The organism is Streptomyces paludis (assembly GCF_003344965.1).
GTDB classification, from domain to species: domain Bacteria; phylum Actinomycetota; class Actinomycetes; order Streptomycetales; family Streptomycetaceae; genus Streptomyces; species Streptomyces paludis.
In genome coordinates, this window is the sequence record NZ_CP031194.1 from 4,097,982 (window position 1) to 4,113,270 (window position 15,289).

At 70.8% G+C, this 15,289-nt stretch carries 16 protein-coding genes and 1 pseudogene; 12 read left to right on the forward strand and 5 right to left on the reverse strand.

All coding sequences use genetic code 11. The features are described from left to right. Positions 1 to 474: a heat shock protein transcriptional repressor HspR gene (locus DVK44_RS18130; RefSeq protein ID WP_114660595.1), complete on the forward strand. Its 474-nt coding sequence runs from the start codon at positions 1 to 3 to the stop codon at positions 472 to 474. Between the two features lie 179 nt (positions 475 to 653). Here the strand turns inward: DVK44_RS18130 and DVK44_RS18135 are convergent, their stop codons facing one another. Together DVK44_RS18135 and DVK44_RS18140 are read right to left on the reverse strand one after the other, a co-directional pair. Continuing rightward, entirely contained in the window at positions 654 to 1,601 is a 948-nt protein-coding gene (locus tag DVK44_RS18135; protein WP_114660596.1) for a LuxR C-terminal-related transcriptional regulator, read from the reverse strand. Positions 1,602 to 1,812: 211 nt separating this feature from the next. Then, positions 1,813 to 2,823 (reverse strand): helix-turn-helix transcriptional regulator, encoded by a 1,011-nt coding sequence (locus tag DVK44_RS18140; RefSeq protein ID WP_114660597.1) that lies wholly within the window; start codon positions 2,821 to 2,823, stop codon positions 1,813 to 1,815. 114 nt (positions 2,824 to 2,937) lie between these two features. On the opposite strand from DVK44_RS18140, the gene DVK44_RS18145 reads away from it, so the two are divergent. Both DVK44_RS18145 and DVK44_RS18150 read left to right on the forward strand, forming a co-directional pair. Then, on the forward strand, positions 2,938 to 3,162 hold the full coding sequence (locus DVK44_RS18145; protein ID WP_228447231.1) for a 5'-nucleotidase: 225 nt from the start codon (positions 2,938 to 2,940) through the stop codon (positions 3,160 to 3,162). After that, positions 3,159 to 3,479 (forward strand): Rieske (2Fe-2S) protein, encoded by a 321-nt coding sequence (locus DVK44_RS18150; RefSeq protein ID WP_114660598.1) that lies wholly within the window; start codon positions 3,159 to 3,161, stop codon positions 3,477 to 3,479. The genes DVK44_RS18145 and DVK44_RS18150 overlap by 4 nt, the downstream gene beginning before the upstream one ends. A gap of 182 nt (positions 3,480 to 3,661) precedes the next feature. Here DVK44_RS18150 and DVK44_RS36440 read toward each other — a convergent pair whose 3' ends face one another. Beyond that, the gene (locus DVK44_RS36440) at positions 3,662 to 4,069 is read right to left on the reverse strand and encodes a pyridoxamine 5'-phosphate oxidase family protein (RefSeq protein WP_162793935.1); all 408 of its coding nucleotides are present in this window, start codon (positions 4,067 to 4,069) and stop codon (positions 3,662 to 3,664) included. A gap of 150 nt (positions 4,070 to 4,219) precedes the next feature. On the opposite strand from DVK44_RS36440, the gene clpB reads away from it, so the two are divergent. The 7 genes from clpB to DVK44_RS18195 all read left to right on the forward strand — a co-directional run bounded on the left by clpB (position 4,220) and on the right by DVK44_RS18195 (position 11,717). Continuing rightward, positions 4,220 to 6,874, forward strand: coding sequence for an ATP-dependent chaperone ClpB (gene clpB / locus DVK44_RS18160; protein WP_228447232.1), 2,655 nt, complete (start codon positions 4,220 to 4,222; stop codon positions 6,872 to 6,874). 48 nt (positions 6,875 to 6,922) lie between these two features. Next, a complete protein-coding gene (locus DVK44_RS18165; RefSeq protein ID WP_114660599.1) occupies positions 6,923 to 7,660 on the forward strand; it encodes an SDR family NAD(P)-dependent oxidoreductase in 738 nt (245 codons plus the stop codon). 127 nt (positions 7,661 to 7,787) lie between these two features. Further along, entirely contained in the window at positions 7,788 to 8,780 is a 993-nt protein-coding gene (locus tag DVK44_RS18170) for an oxidoreductase (protein WP_114660600.1), read from the forward strand. A gap of 2 nt (positions 8,781 to 8,782) precedes the next feature. Further along, positions 8,783 to 9,460, forward strand: coding sequence for a TetR/AcrR family transcriptional regulator (locus DVK44_RS18175; RefSeq protein ID WP_162793937.1), 678 nt, complete (start codon positions 8,783 to 8,785; stop codon positions 9,458 to 9,460). Between the two features lie 181 nt (positions 9,461 to 9,641). Next, positions 9,642 to 10,199, forward strand: a complete 558-nt coding sequence (locus DVK44_RS18180) for a hypothetical protein (RefSeq protein ID WP_114660602.1) — start codon at positions 9,642 to 9,644, stop codon at positions 10,197 to 10,199. A 127-nt stretch (positions 10,200 to 10,326) separates the two neighbouring features. After that, positions 10,327 to 10,857, forward strand: a complete 531-nt coding sequence (locus tag DVK44_RS18185; protein ID WP_114660603.1) for a YbjN domain-containing protein — start codon at positions 10,327 to 10,329, stop codon at positions 10,855 to 10,857. 254 nt (positions 10,858 to 11,111) lie between these two features. Beyond that, a complete protein-coding gene (locus tag DVK44_RS18195; RefSeq protein ID WP_114665243.1) occupies positions 11,112 to 11,717 on the forward strand; it encodes a class I SAM-dependent DNA methyltransferase in 606 nt (201 codons plus the stop codon). Positions 11,718 to 11,751: 34 nt separating this feature from the next. On the opposite strand, the pseudogene DVK44_RS37170 reads toward DVK44_RS18195, so the two are convergent. Continuing rightward, positions 11,752 to 12,464: pseudogene (locus DVK44_RS37170) on the reverse strand (hypothetical protein); the annotation flags it as partial. 37 nt (positions 12,465 to 12,501) lie between these two features. On the opposite strand from DVK44_RS37170, the gene DVK44_RS18205 reads away from it, so the two are divergent. Both DVK44_RS18205 and DVK44_RS18210 read left to right on the forward strand, forming a co-directional pair. Continuing rightward, on the forward strand, positions 12,502 to 12,867 hold the full coding sequence (locus tag DVK44_RS18205; protein WP_228447233.1) for a MarR family winged helix-turn-helix transcriptional regulator: 366 nt from the start codon (positions 12,502 to 12,504) through the stop codon (positions 12,865 to 12,867). Positions 12,868 to 13,809: 942 nt separating this feature from the next. After that, positions 13,810 to 14,304 carry a hypothetical protein gene (locus DVK44_RS18210; RefSeq protein ID WP_114665244.1) on the forward strand — a complete coding sequence of 165 codons (495 nt, stop codon included), beginning with the start codon at positions 13,810 to 13,812 and terminating at the stop codon, positions 14,302 to 14,304. Here the strand turns inward: DVK44_RS18210 and DVK44_RS18215 are convergent. After that, complete coding sequence (locus DVK44_RS18215; protein ID WP_114665245.1) at positions 14,276 to 15,085, reverse strand: IS5 family transposase; 810 nt, start codon at positions 15,083 to 15,085, stop codon at positions 14,276 to 14,278. The two genes, DVK44_RS18210 and DVK44_RS18215, sit on opposite strands and share 29 nt — an antisense overlap. Positions 15,086 to 15,289: the final 204 nt, after the last annotated feature.

Consider the following 15,289-nt stretch of genomic DNA (forward strand, 5'->3'; position numbering starts at 1 on the left):
ATGGACAGGGACGGGCGGCGACGGCAGCCCTCAGCGGCGTTCGGCGGGCCCTACCAGCTGACTGAGGAGACCCCGGTCTACGTCATCTCGGTGGCGGCCCAGCTCTCCGGGCTGCACCCGCAGACCCTCCGGCAGTACGACCGGCTCGGGCTGGTCTCCCCGGACCGTACGGCGGGCCGGGGGCGGCGTTACTCGGCCCGCGACATCGAGCTGCTCCGCCAGGTGCAGCAGCTGTCGCAGGACGAGGGGATCAACCTCGCCGGCATCAAGCGCATCATCGAGCTGGAGAACCAGGTGGCCGCGCTCCAGTCGCGGATCGCCGAGCTGTCCTCGGCGGTCGACGGCGCGGCGGCGGCGATGCGGCAGCGCGAGGCACAGGTGCACGCCTCGTACCGCCGGGATTTGGTGCCGTACCAGGACGTGCAGCAGGCGAGCGCGCTGGTGGTGTGGCGGCCCAAGCGGCCGACGGACTGACGGGGACGGCGCAGGCGGTTGGCTGCGCCGGCGGCAGCGCCGCGCTGACGGCGCGCTGAGCGACGCGGGCGGGCCGGGTGGGACCGGGACACCGGGCCCCGCTCCGGCGCGCCCAGCGGCGCCCGGGAGGCCGTCTCCGGCCCGCTCGGCCGCGCTCGGCCGCGTCCGCGGGCCGGTCCTCAGCCCAGCTTGCGTTCCTTCGCCGCCGCCTCCGAACTCCACCACGCGCCGAGCGCGAACATCGTGTCGACGCCCACGGCCTCGTAGAGCTTGGTCAGGTCGTTGTTGACGGTCCGCAGGCTGACCCCCAGCTCGCTGGCGATCTGCTTGAGCGTACGGCCCTCCCTGAGCTTGTTGAGGATGCGCCGGGACCTGCTCGTCGTGAGCGTCTCCTCGCGCCGCCTGAACCGGCCCCCCGTCCACGGCTCGGCCCGCTCCCACTGGTGGTCGTAGACGTGGTGCAGAAGCGCCACCATGCCCGGATGGGTGATGCGGAACGCGTCGTCCCGCCCCGCGTCGGCCCGGTGGTCCGGGACGACGGCGAAATTGCGGTCCACCAGGATCATGCGGACGAAGCCGGTGGCGCTCGTCCGTATCTCCGCGCCGTGCGCGCCCACCTTCGCGACCCACTCCTGCTCACCGGCCCGGGAGCGCGCCGTGTCCGGATAGAGCGTGCGGTACGAGATCCCGCGCCGCAGGATCGCGAGGTCGGAGACGGCGGCGCTGCGCAGTGTCCCGGCCGGTCTCTCGCCGGGGTGCGCCGTGCGGATGGTGCTCTTCGCCTTGTCCATCGCCCGGGTGATGGCCGCGGTGATGAGTTCGTTGCGGTCGAGGAACTCGACGCCGTTACCGCTGGGCAGTTCGGCGTTGCGCATCTGCCGGTGCAGCTCGGACAACTGCTCCATACGTCGCAGATGGCGCGCGATACCGGCGCGCTCCCGCGCCAGGGCCGTCTGCTCGGCGTGGTAGAGATCGGCCGCGCTCCACCGCCCGTGGTGCGGGTCGTGCACGGCCAGCCCGAGCGCGGCCAGCTCGGCGCACCCGGGGGCGGAGCCCTCGACGAGTTCGCCCTGGACGAGCCGGCGCAGCAGCGCGCGGGCCTCCGCCGACAGGTCGGGCGACGGCATGGGGAGGGAGGGCGACGGCACGGAGGGGGAGGGGGACGTGCTCTCGCGCGACGTTATGTCCGGTCCTTTCGTTTGATCCCTGCACGTTTCCGCAGCGCACATCAGTGCAGCCGCTTGTCACTTGAACGGTACGGGCCGAACGCGCAGGGTGGAGAAGGCCGATGGCGTACAGGGGTCGCTGTCGGCCCGGGGTGGCGTGGGCGGTGGGCTGTCAGCCGTCCTGGTCCAGGATCTGCGAGTGGGCGATGAGATAGCCGAGCTGCGCGCGGCTGCCGCTGCCGAGGGTGGTGGCGAGCTTGGCGATATGGGCGCGGCAGGTCCGTACGTTCATCCCCAGCCGGCGGGCGATGGCCTCGTCCACGTACCCCTCGATGAGCAGCTTCGCGATCGACCGCTGGACGCCCGTGATGCCGTCGGGCGTCGGCTCGTACGCGACCTGCTCGGTCAGTGGGGTGGCCCGGCGCCAGAGCAGCTCGAAGACCTGGGCCAGATAGTCGACGAGCCCCGGGTGGCGGAGTTCGAGGGCGACCTGCCGGTCCGAGCGGGCGGGGATGTACGCGACCGTGCGGTCGAAGATGATCAGACGCTCGGTCAGCTCCTCCAGCGTGCGGATCTCCATCTCGTCCCTGGCCAGCTGCTCCGCGTAGGCCATGGTGCCCTGGCTGTGCCGGACCGTGTGCTGGTAGAGCGTGCGGATGCTGACGCCCCGGTCCACCACCGTACGGCCGCGCTCCAGGGCCTGGGAGAGCGAGTGCTCGCTGCGCCCGCCGCCCGGCTGCACGGTGAGGACCTCGGTCCGGCACTCGGCCGTGGAGAGGTCCAGCGCGGCGTTGATCCGGCTGTCGCCCTCCAGCACGGTGATCGCGTGGGTGGTGGGCGGGTCCTGGGCGGTGATGTTCATGAACGGCTCGAAAGCGTCGGTCAGCTCGATGGCGAAGTGCCGGCGCTCCTGGATCTCCCGCTCGACCGGATTGAGCCGCTGGGCGAGGGCCGCGGACGGCGGGACCGGGCGCAGCCAGTCGGAGTCGTCCGGGTCGGGATGCAGCAGGGGGAATTCCATCAGGCAGGGGGCCTGCTGGGCCTCGCCGCGGGTGATACGTCCCGAGCGCAGCGCGCTGGCGTAAAGCCGTCTCCCGTCATCGCACAATTCGGTGACGGGGTGGGGATGTGTCTGTTTCGCGTTGTTTGTGGTCAAAGCTCCACCCCCCAGGGTCTTGAACATGCAGGAACATGATGCCTCGTCCCGGTGGTGTTGACGTGTCCGGATAGGACATCGTTCAGATGGCGGGGGAGAGGAATCCATCAAGTGAGGACGAAGCCGACTATGTATAAGAGAATGCTTCGCGCGGTGGTTGCCACTGCTTTCTCTGCGGCTCTGGCCTTCGGTGCGCTGGCCGTCGGCGGGGACATCGCTTGGAACGCGCCGGCCGGCACCACCACGCAGGCCGAGGCGCCGGGCGACATCGCATGGAACGTTCGGGCCGCGGGAGCGGGCGACATCGCGTGGAACTCCGTTCACGGCGACATCGCCTGGACAGCGCCGGCCGACATCGGCGCATGACTGTCCCGCCGGACGACCGGGTCTTCCGGCGTGAGATGGCTACGGCATACCGATCGGGGTGGCACTTCATCGATCTGGTCACGGCCATCCCGCACCGGGGTGACTCGTTGATGGTCACTCTCTTCGGGGAGCCGGTCGTCGTCGTGCGTGAGGACGACGAGGATGTCCGTGCCTACCGCTGCCTGCGCAGGCCGCGAGGGGCCCCGCGTCCCGTCCGATGTGCCATTCGATACGACATGATCTTCGTCAACCTCGACCAGCGTGATCACCAGCTGGTCGGCCCAAGAACCACCATCGCCACCCCCCGCAGCGCCTGAGCGATTCCCCCGTCGTTGTAAATCGCTCAGACGCTTCCCCCACACAGCGGCGCCATCGTGGACCTGAAACTCGATGGCGCCGCTGTGCTGCCCGGGTACGGCGCGGAGCGCTCGGACGGCCCCGTCCGGAGCCGCCCCGCCGTACCCGGGCCTTTCCGTGCCCTCCGGAGCCACCGCGTACGTCAGCCGCGGCCGAGGGCCCGGTCCAGCGCGATCTCGATGACCACCCGGTCCGGGTTGGGCGCCGGTGTGCGGCCGTAGCGCTCCGCGTAACGGCTCACCGCGTCCGCGACGGTCTCCGCGTCCGTACGGACCGTGGCCCGGCCCTCCAGCGTCGACCAGTAGCCCTGCTTGACCTGGCACACGGCGACCCGGGGCGCCTCCGGGCCGGTCGCCGCCAGGATGTTCGCGACCTTGCGGCTGTGCCGGTTCGTGATGACGCGCGCGATCCCGGCCTCCGGGTCGTATGTCACCCCCACCGGGACCACATGCGGGCTGCCGTCCGGCCGCAGGGTCGTCAGGGTGCACAGGTGGTGCTCGCGCCAGAACGCGAGAAGATCGGGACTGGGGGCGCGTACGTCAGGGGCCATGCCCGAAATCCTAGGGTGATTGCCCTTGAGTGACGCCTTGAGTGGCATAGACTCAACTTTGCGCAGGCTGTGAGAGTCAGGGTGAGTCCCGGGACGGGATTCCCCGTACGGGAGCGCACCAGGGTTACGCACAGGTGAGGAGAGAGCGCAGTGGACGCCGAGCTGACGAACAAGAGCCGGGACGCGATCAACGCGGCCACCAGCCGTGCGCTGGCGGCCGGACACCCCGATCTGACCCCCGCGCATCTGCTGCTCGCGCTGCTGGCGGGCGAGGACAACGAGAACGTCACCGACCTGCTGGCCGCCGTGGACGCGGACCAGGCCGCCGTACGGGCCGGGGCGGAGCGGCTGCTCGCGGCCGAGCCCAGCGTGACGGGGTCGACCGTCGCGCCCCCGCAGCCCAACCGGGAGCTGCTCACCGTCCTCGCCGACGCGGCGCGCCGGGCCAAGGAGCTGGGCGACGAGTACGTGTCCACCGAGCATCTGCTCATCGGTATCGCCGCCAAGGGCGGCCAGGCGGGCGCGGTCCTCGCGGAGCGCGGCGCCGCCGCCGAGAAGTTGCTCGACGCGTTCGAGAAGGCGCGCGGCGGGCGCCGGGTCACCACGGCGGACCCGGAGGGCCAGTACAAGGCGCTGGAGAAGTTCGGTACGGACTTCACCGCCGCCGCGCGCGAGGGCAAGCTCGACCCGGTCATCGGCCGCGACCAGGAGATCCGCCGCGTCGTCCAGGTCCTCTCCCGCCGTACGAAGAACAACCCGGTGCTGATCGGGGAGCCCGGCGTCGGCAAGACCGCCGTGGTCGAGGGCCTCGCGCAGCGCATTGTCAAGGGCGACGTGCCGGAGTCCCTGCGGAACAAGCGGCTGGTTTCGCTGGACCTCGGCGCGATGGTCGCCGGTGCGAAGTACCGGGGCGAGTTCGAGGAGCGGCTGAAGACCGTCCTGTCCGAGATCAAGGGCAGCGACGGTCAGATCATCACTTTCATCGACGAACTGCACACCGTCGTCGGCGCGGGCGCCGGCGGCGACTCGGCCATGGACGCGGGCAACATGCTCAAGCCCATGCTCGCCCGCGGCGAGCTGCGCATGGTCGGCGCGACCACCCTCGACGAGTACCGCGAGCGCATCGAGAAGGACGCCGCGCTGGAGCGCCGCTTCCAGCAGGTGCTGGTCGCCGAGCCCACCGTCGAGGACACCATCGCCATCCTGCGCGGGCTCAAGGGCCGCTACGAGGCCCACCACAAGGTGCAGATCGCGGACGCGGCCCTGGTCGCCGCCGCCACCCTCTCCGACCGCTACATCACCTCGCGCTTCCTGCCCGACAAGGCCATCGACCTGGTCGACGAGGCCGCCTCCCGGCTCCGTATGGAGATCGACTCCTCGCCCGTCGAGATCGACGAACTCCAGCGCTCCGTCGACCGCCTGCGGATGGAGGAGCTGGCGCTCAAGAACGAGTCCGACCCCGCCTCCAAGCAGCGCCTGGAGAAGCTGCGCCGCGACCTCGCCGACCGCGAGGAGGAGCTGCGCGGCCTCAACGCCCGCTGGGAGAAGGAGAAGCAGGGGCTGAACAGGGTCGGTGAGCTGAAGGAACGCCTGGACGAACTGCGCGGACAGGCCGAACGCGCCCAGCGCGACGGCGACTTCGACACCGCCTCCAAGCTGCTGTACGGGGAGATCCCGGGCCTCGAAAGGGAGTTGGAGGTCGCCTCGGAGGCCGAGCAGGAGGCCGCCAAGGACACGATGGTCAAGGACGAGGTCGGCCCCGACGACATCGCGGACGTGGTCGGCTCCTGGACCGGCATCCCGGCCGGCCGGCTGCTGGAGGGTGAGACGCAGAAGCTGCTGCGGATGGAACAGGAGCTGGGCCGCCGTCTGATCGGCCAGTCCGAGGCCGTACAGGCCGTCTCCGACGCCGTACGCCGCTCCCGCGCGGGCATCGCCGACCCGGACCGGCCCACCGGCTCCTTCCTCTTCCTCGGCCCGACCGGCGTCGGCAAGACCGAGCTGGCGAAGGCGCTCGCGGACTTCCTCTTCGACGACGAGCGCGCCATGGTCCGTATCGACATGAGCGAGTACGGCGAGAAGCACTCGGTGGCCCGCCTCGTCGGCGCGCCTCCCGGCTACGTCGGCTACGAGGAGGGCGGCCAGCTCACCGAGGCAGTGCGCCGCCGCCCGTACAGCGTGGTGCTGCTGGACGAGGTCGAGAAGGCCCACCCGGAGGTCTTCGACGTCCTGCTCCAGGTGCTGGACGACGGCCGGCTCACCGACGGCCAGGGGCGGACGGTGGACTTCCGCAACACCATCCTGGTGCTGACGTCCAACCTCGGCAGCCAGTACCTGGTGGATCCGCTGTCGACCCCGGAGCGCAAGAAGGAGCAGGTCCTCCAGACCGTACGGGCCTCCTTCAAGCCGGAGTTCCTCAACCGCCTGGACGACCTGGTCGTCTTCTCGGCCCTGTCGCGCGACGAACTCGCCCATATCGCGGGCCTCCAGATCGCGCGGCTGGCGAAGCGGCTGGCGGAGCGCCGGCTGACGCTGGAGGTCACCCCGGCGGCGCTGGAGTGGCTCGCGGACGAGGGCAACGACCCGGCGTACGGCGCGCGCCCGCTGCGGCGGCTGGTGCAGACGGCGATCGGGGACCAGCTGGCGAAGGAGATCCTGGCGGGCGAGATCAGGGACGGCGACACGGTACGGGTGGACCGGGCGGGGGAGCGGCCGGAGGCGGGGCTGATCGTGGCGTCGGGGGTGGCGGGGTCGGTGGGGACCTCGGGGCCGGTGGGAGCGGTGCCGTGGGAGAAGGCGCCATAGGATCATCCGCAATTGGCGTAATGGTTCGATAACGGGGAGTACGTACCTATGGGCGACGAGCGACGGGTCACTGTTGTCACGGGCGGCAGCCGGGGCATCGGCGCCGCGATCTGCGAGCGGCTCGCGGCGGACGGCCACCACGTCGCCCTCGGGTACCACTCCGACGAGACGGCGGCGGAGGCCGTCGCCGAGTCGGTACGGAAGGCGGGCGGGCGGTGTGCGGCCGTACGGGTCGACACCGCCGACGAGGCGGCCGTCGACCGTCTCTTCGAGACGGCGGCGGCCGAACTCGGCCCGGTCACCGGCCTGGTGAACAACGCCGGGGTCAGCGGCCCCGTCGGCCCGCTCGCCGACGCGGACGCGGCGGGCATCCGGCGGGCGCTGGACGTCAACGTCGTCGGCTATCTGCTCTGCGCCCGGCGCGCGATCCGCGACATGACCCGTACGGGCGGCGGCGCGATCGTCAACATCTCGTCGGCCGCCGCCACGCTCGGCAGCCCCGGCGAGTACGTGCACTACGCGGCGGCCAAGGGCGCCGTCGACACGATGACCGTCGGCCTCTCGCAGGAGGTCGCGGCGGCCGGTATCCGCGTCAACGCGGTGGCCCCCGGCGTCATCTGGACCGGGTTCCACGCCGACCCCGAACGCCCGCGGAAGCTCGCCCCCGGCATCCCGCTGGGCCGCGCCGGCCGCCCCGACGAGATCGCCGGCGCGGTCTCCTGGCTGCTCTCGGCGGACGCCTCGTACACGACGGGCACGATCCTGCGGGTGGCGGGCGGGCGCTGAGCGCGCCGGGATTGCTTGACAGAATGAGTCTATCGAGTAAAGCTCGTATTGCTTGACATGTTCGGGGGTGGGGATCGGGGGCATCAGCCAGCATCGGCAGCGGAGAACCGCGGAGAAGGAGTCGGCCATGACGCGCTGGACGTTCGACGACATTCCCGACCAGACCGGCCGGACGGCCGTTGTCACCGGAGCGAATTCCGGGATCGGCTACGAGACGGCACGGATGCTCGCGCGGAAGGGCGCGCGGGTGGTGCTGGCGTGCCGGAGCGCGGCCAAGGGGGAGGCGGCGGTGCGCACCCTGCGGTCGGAAGGGGCGGGGGCGCCGGGGCCGGCGGAAGGCAGTGTGTCGGTGCAGGGCGGTGTGTCGACACAGGGCAGTGTGGAGTTCGCGGCGCTCGATCTGTCGGATCTGGACTCGGTGGCCGCGTTCGCCGAGCGGTTCACGGCGGAGAACGACCGGCTGGACCTGCTGGTGAACAACGCGGGCGTGATGGTGCCGCCGTTCACCCGTACCGAGCAGGGCTTCGAACTCCAGCTGGGGACCAACCACTTCGGCCACTTCGCGCTGACCGGACGGCTGCTGCCGCTGCTGGAGCGCACGGCGGGCTCCCGTATCGTCACGGTCTCCAGCGCGGCCCACAGGATCGGGCGCATCGACTTCGACGACCTGAACTGGGCGCGCCGTACGTACAAGCCGATGGCGGCGTACGGACAGAGCAAGCTCGCGAACCTGATGTTCACACTGGAGCTGCGGCGCCGCCTCACGGCAGCCGGTTCCGCGGTACGCGCGACGGCCGCGCACCCCGGCTTCACCACGACGAACCTGGGGCGGACGGCCGGCGCCCCGGTGCACTTCCTTGAGCGCCTGGTCGGGATGGCATCCCATGACGGCGCCCTGCCGACACTCCTCGCGGCGACCGATCCGGCGGCGGAGAGCGGCAGTTACTGGGGCCCGGCGCACCTCTTCGAGTCGCGGGGCGCTCCCGTACGCGCGCGCGTGTCGCGGCGGGCGAGGGACGAGGCGGTCGCGGGGCGGCTCTGGGAGGAGAGCGAGAAGGCCACCGGTGTTACGTTCGCGTTCACGTCGAACGGCGGCGACAGCGGTGGTACAGGGGTGTGAACGTGAGCGCGAATCCGGGTGCGGACGCGGGTGCGGGTGTGAGTGCCGGTGTGAGTGCGGGCGCGAGTGAGCGGGACATGGCGTCGGCGCGGCGCGACGAGATCACCGAGGCCGCGGCGGGAGTGTTCCTGAGGTACGGCTTCAAGAAGGCGTCGATGGACGACCTCGCGCGAGCGGCACGCATCTCCCGGCAGGGGCTCTACCTGCACTTCCGGACGAAGGACGCGCTCTTCGAGGCGGTCCTCGTACAGCTCGTGGCCCAGCTGCGGGCGGCGGCGGTCGCCGCGATCGACCGCGACGACCTGGAGCCGGAGGACCGGCTCGTGGGAGCGTTCGAGGCGTTCTGCGGCTACGCGGTCAGCAGCGTCGCGAGCGAAAGCTTCAACGAGCTTATGGAGACGGCGACTTCGGTGGGCGGCCCGCTCGTACGCGAGGCCGAGACCGAGTTCGTACGCGGCATCGCCGGCCTCCTGACCCGTACGGGAGTGGCCGAGACCTGGGCACCCGCCGGAATCCCACCGGAGGAACTGGCCAACCACCTCTACGCGACCTCATCCGGCCTGAAACACCTGCGCACACCCCCGGAGGAGTACCGAGCCCGCATGCGCACCGCGGTGAGGATCGTACGGGCGGGGGGACCGGGGGCGGGGTCCGGGCTGGGGTCTGGATCGGCCGCTTGAGACGGAGGCGGCCTGTGGGCGGACGGGTGGTGGACGGGTGGGTGGAGAAGCGGGTGGGGGATCGGGTGGGGGATCGGGTGGAGCCGTCGCGGTGAAGACCAACCCGTGCTCCGATCCGCTCGCGGACGTACGCGCGGATCGTGGTGGGTGAGGGGGAAGCCGCGATCCGAGGAGGAACGTCATGGTGTCCGAACTCACCCAGGCGATGATCGTCAATGGCGCTGTCCTGGCCGCCGTGTTGCACAGCGACCTCGGCCGCGCCCGCAGGATCGGTCCGATGCGCATCCTGCGCCCGCTCGTCATGGCGGGTGCCATCGTTCCGCTCTTCATCGAGCGGCCGGTCACCCACGGCACGGGACTCGCCCTCGAACTCGCCGGCGCCGCCGCGGGCGTCCTGTGCGGCCTCGCGGCCCTCGCCCTGATGCGCGTCCACCGCGCCGGGGACACCGGACAGCCGGTCAGCGGCGCGGGCGCGCCGTACGCGGCCCTGTGGATCGTGGTCATCGGCGCCCGCGCGGCCTTCTCGTACGGTGCCTCGCACTGGTTCCCGGCGCAGCTGACGGCCTGGTGCGTCACCCACCAGGTCCCGGGCGCGGCCCTCACGGACGGTCTGATCCTCATGGCCGTCGCGATGCTGCTGACCCGCACGATCGGCCTCGCCGTCCGCGCCCACCGGCTCCCGCCGACGACGGGCCGGGGCGCCCGGGCGCGGGGCGGCGCGGTGGCCGTCAGCCGCTGAGGGACGGGCTCGCTCGGGCCGCGGACCGCGGATGACGAATCCGTGACCCGCTGAGATGCCGATGGGGTTGCCACCCGTGGCCCGGGATGGGGGAGGATGGCAGGAACCGTACGAAGGGAAATTCACGGTGAGCATCGACCCGTCCTCGATTCCGAATTTCGGGGGCAGCCAGCCCCAACCGCAGGGTGCAGGACCGGCGGGCCCCGTCGTCCCTGACCAGGACCTGGTCAAGCAGCTCCTGGAACAGATGGAGCTGAAGTACGTCGTCGACGACGAGGGTGACCTCGCGGCGCCGTGGGAGGAGTTCCGGACGTACTTCATGTTCCGGGGCGAGGACGACCAGCAGGTCTTCTCGGTGCGGACGTTCTACGACCGCCCGCACCCGGTCACGGACAAGTCCAAGATCCTCGACGCGATCGACGACTGGAACCGCCGCACCCTGTGGCCCAAGGTCTACACGCACGTGCACGAGGAGGGCGACGGTCCGCCGACCGTGCGGCTCATCGGTGAGGCGCAGATGCTGATCGGCATGGGCGTCAACCTTGAGCACTTTGTGTCGTCCACGGTCAGCTGGGTGCGTGCATCGATCGAGTTCGACAAGTGGCTCGTCGAGCAGTTCGGCCTGGAGCCGGGCGACGAGAAGCCCGAGGACGTCTGAGCCACGTGGGCTGAGCCGTCGGGGCCGGACTACGGTCTGCCTGTCCGGCCGGGGGTGCGATCACTGGGATCGTGCCCCCGGCCGGTGTTTTTTTATCCGGTCGCGGTCCGGGGGCGTGCGCTCTAGGGTCGTCCCCCGTGACTGAACCCGAGCTCGAAGCTGAAGCCGAAGCTGGACGCGCGCCGGAGTCGGCGGAGTCGCCGGAGTCTCCGGAGCCGGCGTACTCGGCGTACTCGTCGTATCTCTCCGTGACCATGGATGCCTACGACGCCATCGCCGTTCTCTACGCAGGTCTCGCCCGCGACGACCTCAACACACTCCCGCTGGACCGCGCGATCCTCGCCGCGTTCGCGGAGCGGGTGCGGGCCACCGGTGCCGGGCCCGTCGCCGAGCTGGGGTGTGGCCCCGGGCCGGTGACCGCACATCTGCGGGACCTGGGGCTGGATGTCTCCGGTGTGGACCTGTCTCCGGTGATGATCGGCCTGGCCCGGGAGACATACCCCGACCTACGCTTCGAGACCGGGTCGATGGACGCCTTGGAGATGGCCGACGGCGAGCTGGGCGGCGTTGTGTCCTGGTACTCGGTCATCCACGCTCCGCCGGGTGAAGTCCCTTCGTACTTGGCCGAGTTCCGCCGCGTCCTGGCCGTGGACGGCACACTCCTGCTCGGCTTTTTCGAGTCCGAGGGCGGCCCGGTGACATCGTTCGACCACAAGGTGACGACGGCGTACCGCTGGCCGATCGACGACCTCGCCGGGCTGGCCCGGGAGGCCGGGTTCACCGAGATCGGCCGGATGCTGCGCGAGCCGTGTGAGGGGGAGCGGTTCCGGCGGGGGCATCTGCTGATGCGGGCGCGGTAGCGGTAGCAGTAGCGGTGACGGGCTACCGGGCGTTGTTACGCAGGGCCAGTTCCTCGGCGATACGGGGCAGGAGGGCGGTCCCTCCGGAGGTGGCGAGCGCCTGGTTCTGGCGTACGAACTCCCTGATCCGGCCCTCGTACGCGGCGAAGGCGGCCGAGTGGGCAGCCAGGCCGGTGCGGGCGGAGCGGCCGGCGCGCCCGGCGTGGGAGGGGACGTACGCGCCCACCAGCGCGAGGCTCGAACCCTGCCCCGAGAGGAACGACGGGGCGTGTGCGGCATCCCCGACGAAGGCGACGAGGCCGGTGGACCAGCGGGGCAGATGTATCGTCCACACCGCCGTCGTGGTCGTGGAGGGGTGGTGATCGAGTCCTCGAAGAGGAACTCGACGTCGTGGCGGACGGTGTCGTAGAGGGCGTCGGCGAGATCGCCACGGGGCACTTCGATGTCACGGCCCTCGACACTGCCGGTGAGGGTCGCCGGCCGTAGCGTGGCCACTCGGCCGCCGTTGGCGTCGACGAAAGAGATCTCACGGCTGTCGATGTGCGCCGCCCGGAGCCGCGGGAGGAGGCCCATCCGCGCGACCACCTCCAGCGCGGTGCCGCGGATGTCGATGGGGTAGCCGCCACCGCGTATGGCGTCGGCCTTCTCCACGACGGTGACGTCGAAGCCGTAACGGTGGAGCCAGTGGGCGAGGGCGGGTCCGGCGATGCTGGCGCCGGAGATGAGGACGGTCCGGGGATACGTAATTTAGGTACGTTTGTCGAGCGCGCGAGGGACTTCGGGCGTGCGCGCCGACCTCGCCGTGGAGGCCGCCGCGATCCACGTGGACCGGTCGGCGCTGTCCGTGCTTCTGTCGCTGCACACGGCGGACCGCCCGCTGCGGATCGGCGAGATCGCCGCGCGGATGCAGGTCGTGGGCCCGCACGTCACCCGCCAGGTGAACGAGTTGGAACGGCGCGGTCTGGTCGTACGCGTCACCGACCCCGACGACCAACGGGCCCGCCTCATCGAGGCGACCCCCGACAGCGCGAAGGCGACCGAACGCTACATCGGCGCCATCATCGACTGGCTCGCGGACGCCTTGGCCGACGACATCACCACACGCCTCACGGCCTTGGACGACGAGCCGCCGACTGCGTCTTCGGGGTGAGCGGGGGGCGTTGTGTTGTTGGGTGCGTTGTCGGGTGCGGGTCAATACGGGCGCCAGGTGTGGTGGGCGCCGGCGAGCGTGGAGTGCGGGGCCGCCCCTCCTGCTTTGAGTGTCGCGTCTCCGGTGGAGGTGTAAAGGGCGCTCCTTCGTCGCGTCGCTGCGCGATGGGCTGCGCCCACCCTTGACACCTCCCCCGGAGTCGCAAGTGCAGGTGCGGGAGGGGCGGCCGGGGGGAAGGGGGGCCCAGGAGGTACGCGGGAGCGCGGGCCGGTTCAGGGTCCGGCGGCCGGTGGGCCCTGCGGGGCGCGCGGCAGAGGAATGGGGCTGCCCGGCTCGTCTCAGCGTCTGACGGCCGCCCGTTGGCCGGGACACATGCGCCGCTGGTCACCGTGGTGTGGGTTGTGGGGTTACTGGGACGCGGGTGGCGGCAAGTGGGCCCCTGAAGGCCGTCCATGCGTCTAGGAGGGCCGCTAACGCACCTGAGGACACATGTGCCGTCCGAGGGAACTCCCAACAGCTCACCAAACCGCCCTATATTGGACAGGCTGGCAAGGGGGCGGCCCGCAGGCCCGGCCCGGGCCGCAGAACCCGTCCGCCTTCCGGGCGCCACAACGCAACGGTGACCAGCGGGGCTTGAGTCGCAACCAACAGCGGACGGTCGGCCGCTGAGCCGGTGTGGGGCCGCCCCATTCCTCTGTCGCGTAGCCCCGCAGGGCCCACCGGCCTGCCAGCCCCTGAGCCGAGTGGCAGTACGGCGGACCCCTTGGGCCCCCTCCCCCCGGCCGCCCCCCCTCTTCCGTACGCGCGCCGGAAGGGGAGGTGTAAGTAGCTGTTGTCTTTCCGGACATGGTTGGTGGGTTTTTGCTGGTCGGGCATGGGTTCTGCGGCATTGAGGAAGGGTCGGGCTGTCGTGTTTGCCCGGGGATGGTGCGGAGGTTGTCGGTGGTTTCGGTCATGGGTTTGCTGGAGGCGCGGGAGAGGGCTGCGTTGGTTCGGGTTGAGGAGCTTCGTGGGGAGGTGGAGCGGGTGCTGGCGGGTCTTGCCGAGGCGGAGGCGGTGTTGGAGCGGCGGGTGATTGCGCGTGTGGAGCTGGCTGAGGCTCTGGCTTCGCCGGGGCCGGGGTTGGAGGCCGACGGGGAGCCGGTTGCGGTGGCGGTGGTGACCAGGGTTCCGGTGGTGGGGTCGGTGGTGCCGTACTGGCGGGAGGGTTTGTCGGTGGAGGTGCTTGCGCCGGATTATCGGCGGATGGTGGGTGTGGTGGCGGAGGCGGGTGGGAGTGGGGTGCGGGCGCGGGAGTTGGCGGGGCGGTTGGGTTTGGAGGTGGTGCCGTTGAGGATCGAGGGGTTGCGGAGGAAGGTGAAGCGGTTGGTGGAGCGGGGCTGGGTGGCTGAGGCGCGTCCCGGGGTGTTCACGCCGCGGCGGGCGACGGCAGGGTGACATTGCGGGTGCGGGTGAGTCTGCGGCCGAGGGGCATGGTCATTGACCACAGGACGGCGGCTTCGCTGCTGTCTGGCCGCCTCTCGTAGTCCCGGGCCAGACGTCGTGAGCGCATCAGCCAGCCCAGCGTTCTTTCCACCACCCATCTGCGCGGCAGGACCGTGAACCCGCGTGTACTGTCGCTGCGTTTCACGATTTTGAGGGTGAGCTGGAGTGTTTCGGCCGTCCAGTCGACCAGGCGGCCGGAGTAGCCGCCGTCGGCCCAGACCAGGCGGATCTTCCGGTGCCGGGCACGGAGCTGTTCCAGGAGATCGCAGGCGGCCTCGCGGTCGGTCACATCAGCCGCTGTGACCTGCACTGTGAGCAGCAGGCCGAGGCAGTCCACGATGATGTGGCGTTTGCGTCCGTTGATCTTTTTGGCGCCGTCGTAGCCGCGTGAGGCGGCGGGCACCGATGCGGCTGCTTTGACCGACTGGGAGTCGATGACTGCGGCTGTGGGCTCCGGGCCGCGGCCCTCGTTCTCGCGGATTTTCCCGCGCAGCCGGTCGTGGAACTCGGCGGTCAGCCCTGTGTCGCGCCAGCGCCGCCAGAAGGCGTAGACCCGGTCCCAGACGGGGAAATCGGCGGGCATCGACCGCCACTTGATGCCGTTGTCGACCAGGTAGCGGACCGCGTCGATCATCTGCCGGTGGCAGTAGCCCTCCGGCCGGCCACCCCGCCCGTTCATCCACGCTGGCACCGGCAGCAGTCCCCGCACCGCCGCCCACTCCTCATCCGTCATGTCCGACGGATACCGCCGCACACGATCACCATGATCAGCGGCATTCCCGTACAGGTGCGCGAGACAATCACACGACCGGGCAACCGAGCTGGACTCACGCCACGCGAACACGCAAGACTGCAACAAGCAGGGCCTCCTGTTGCTCGAAGGACTTCAACACCCACGAGCTGCACAGGAGGCCCTGCCTTCATGCACCCACCACCC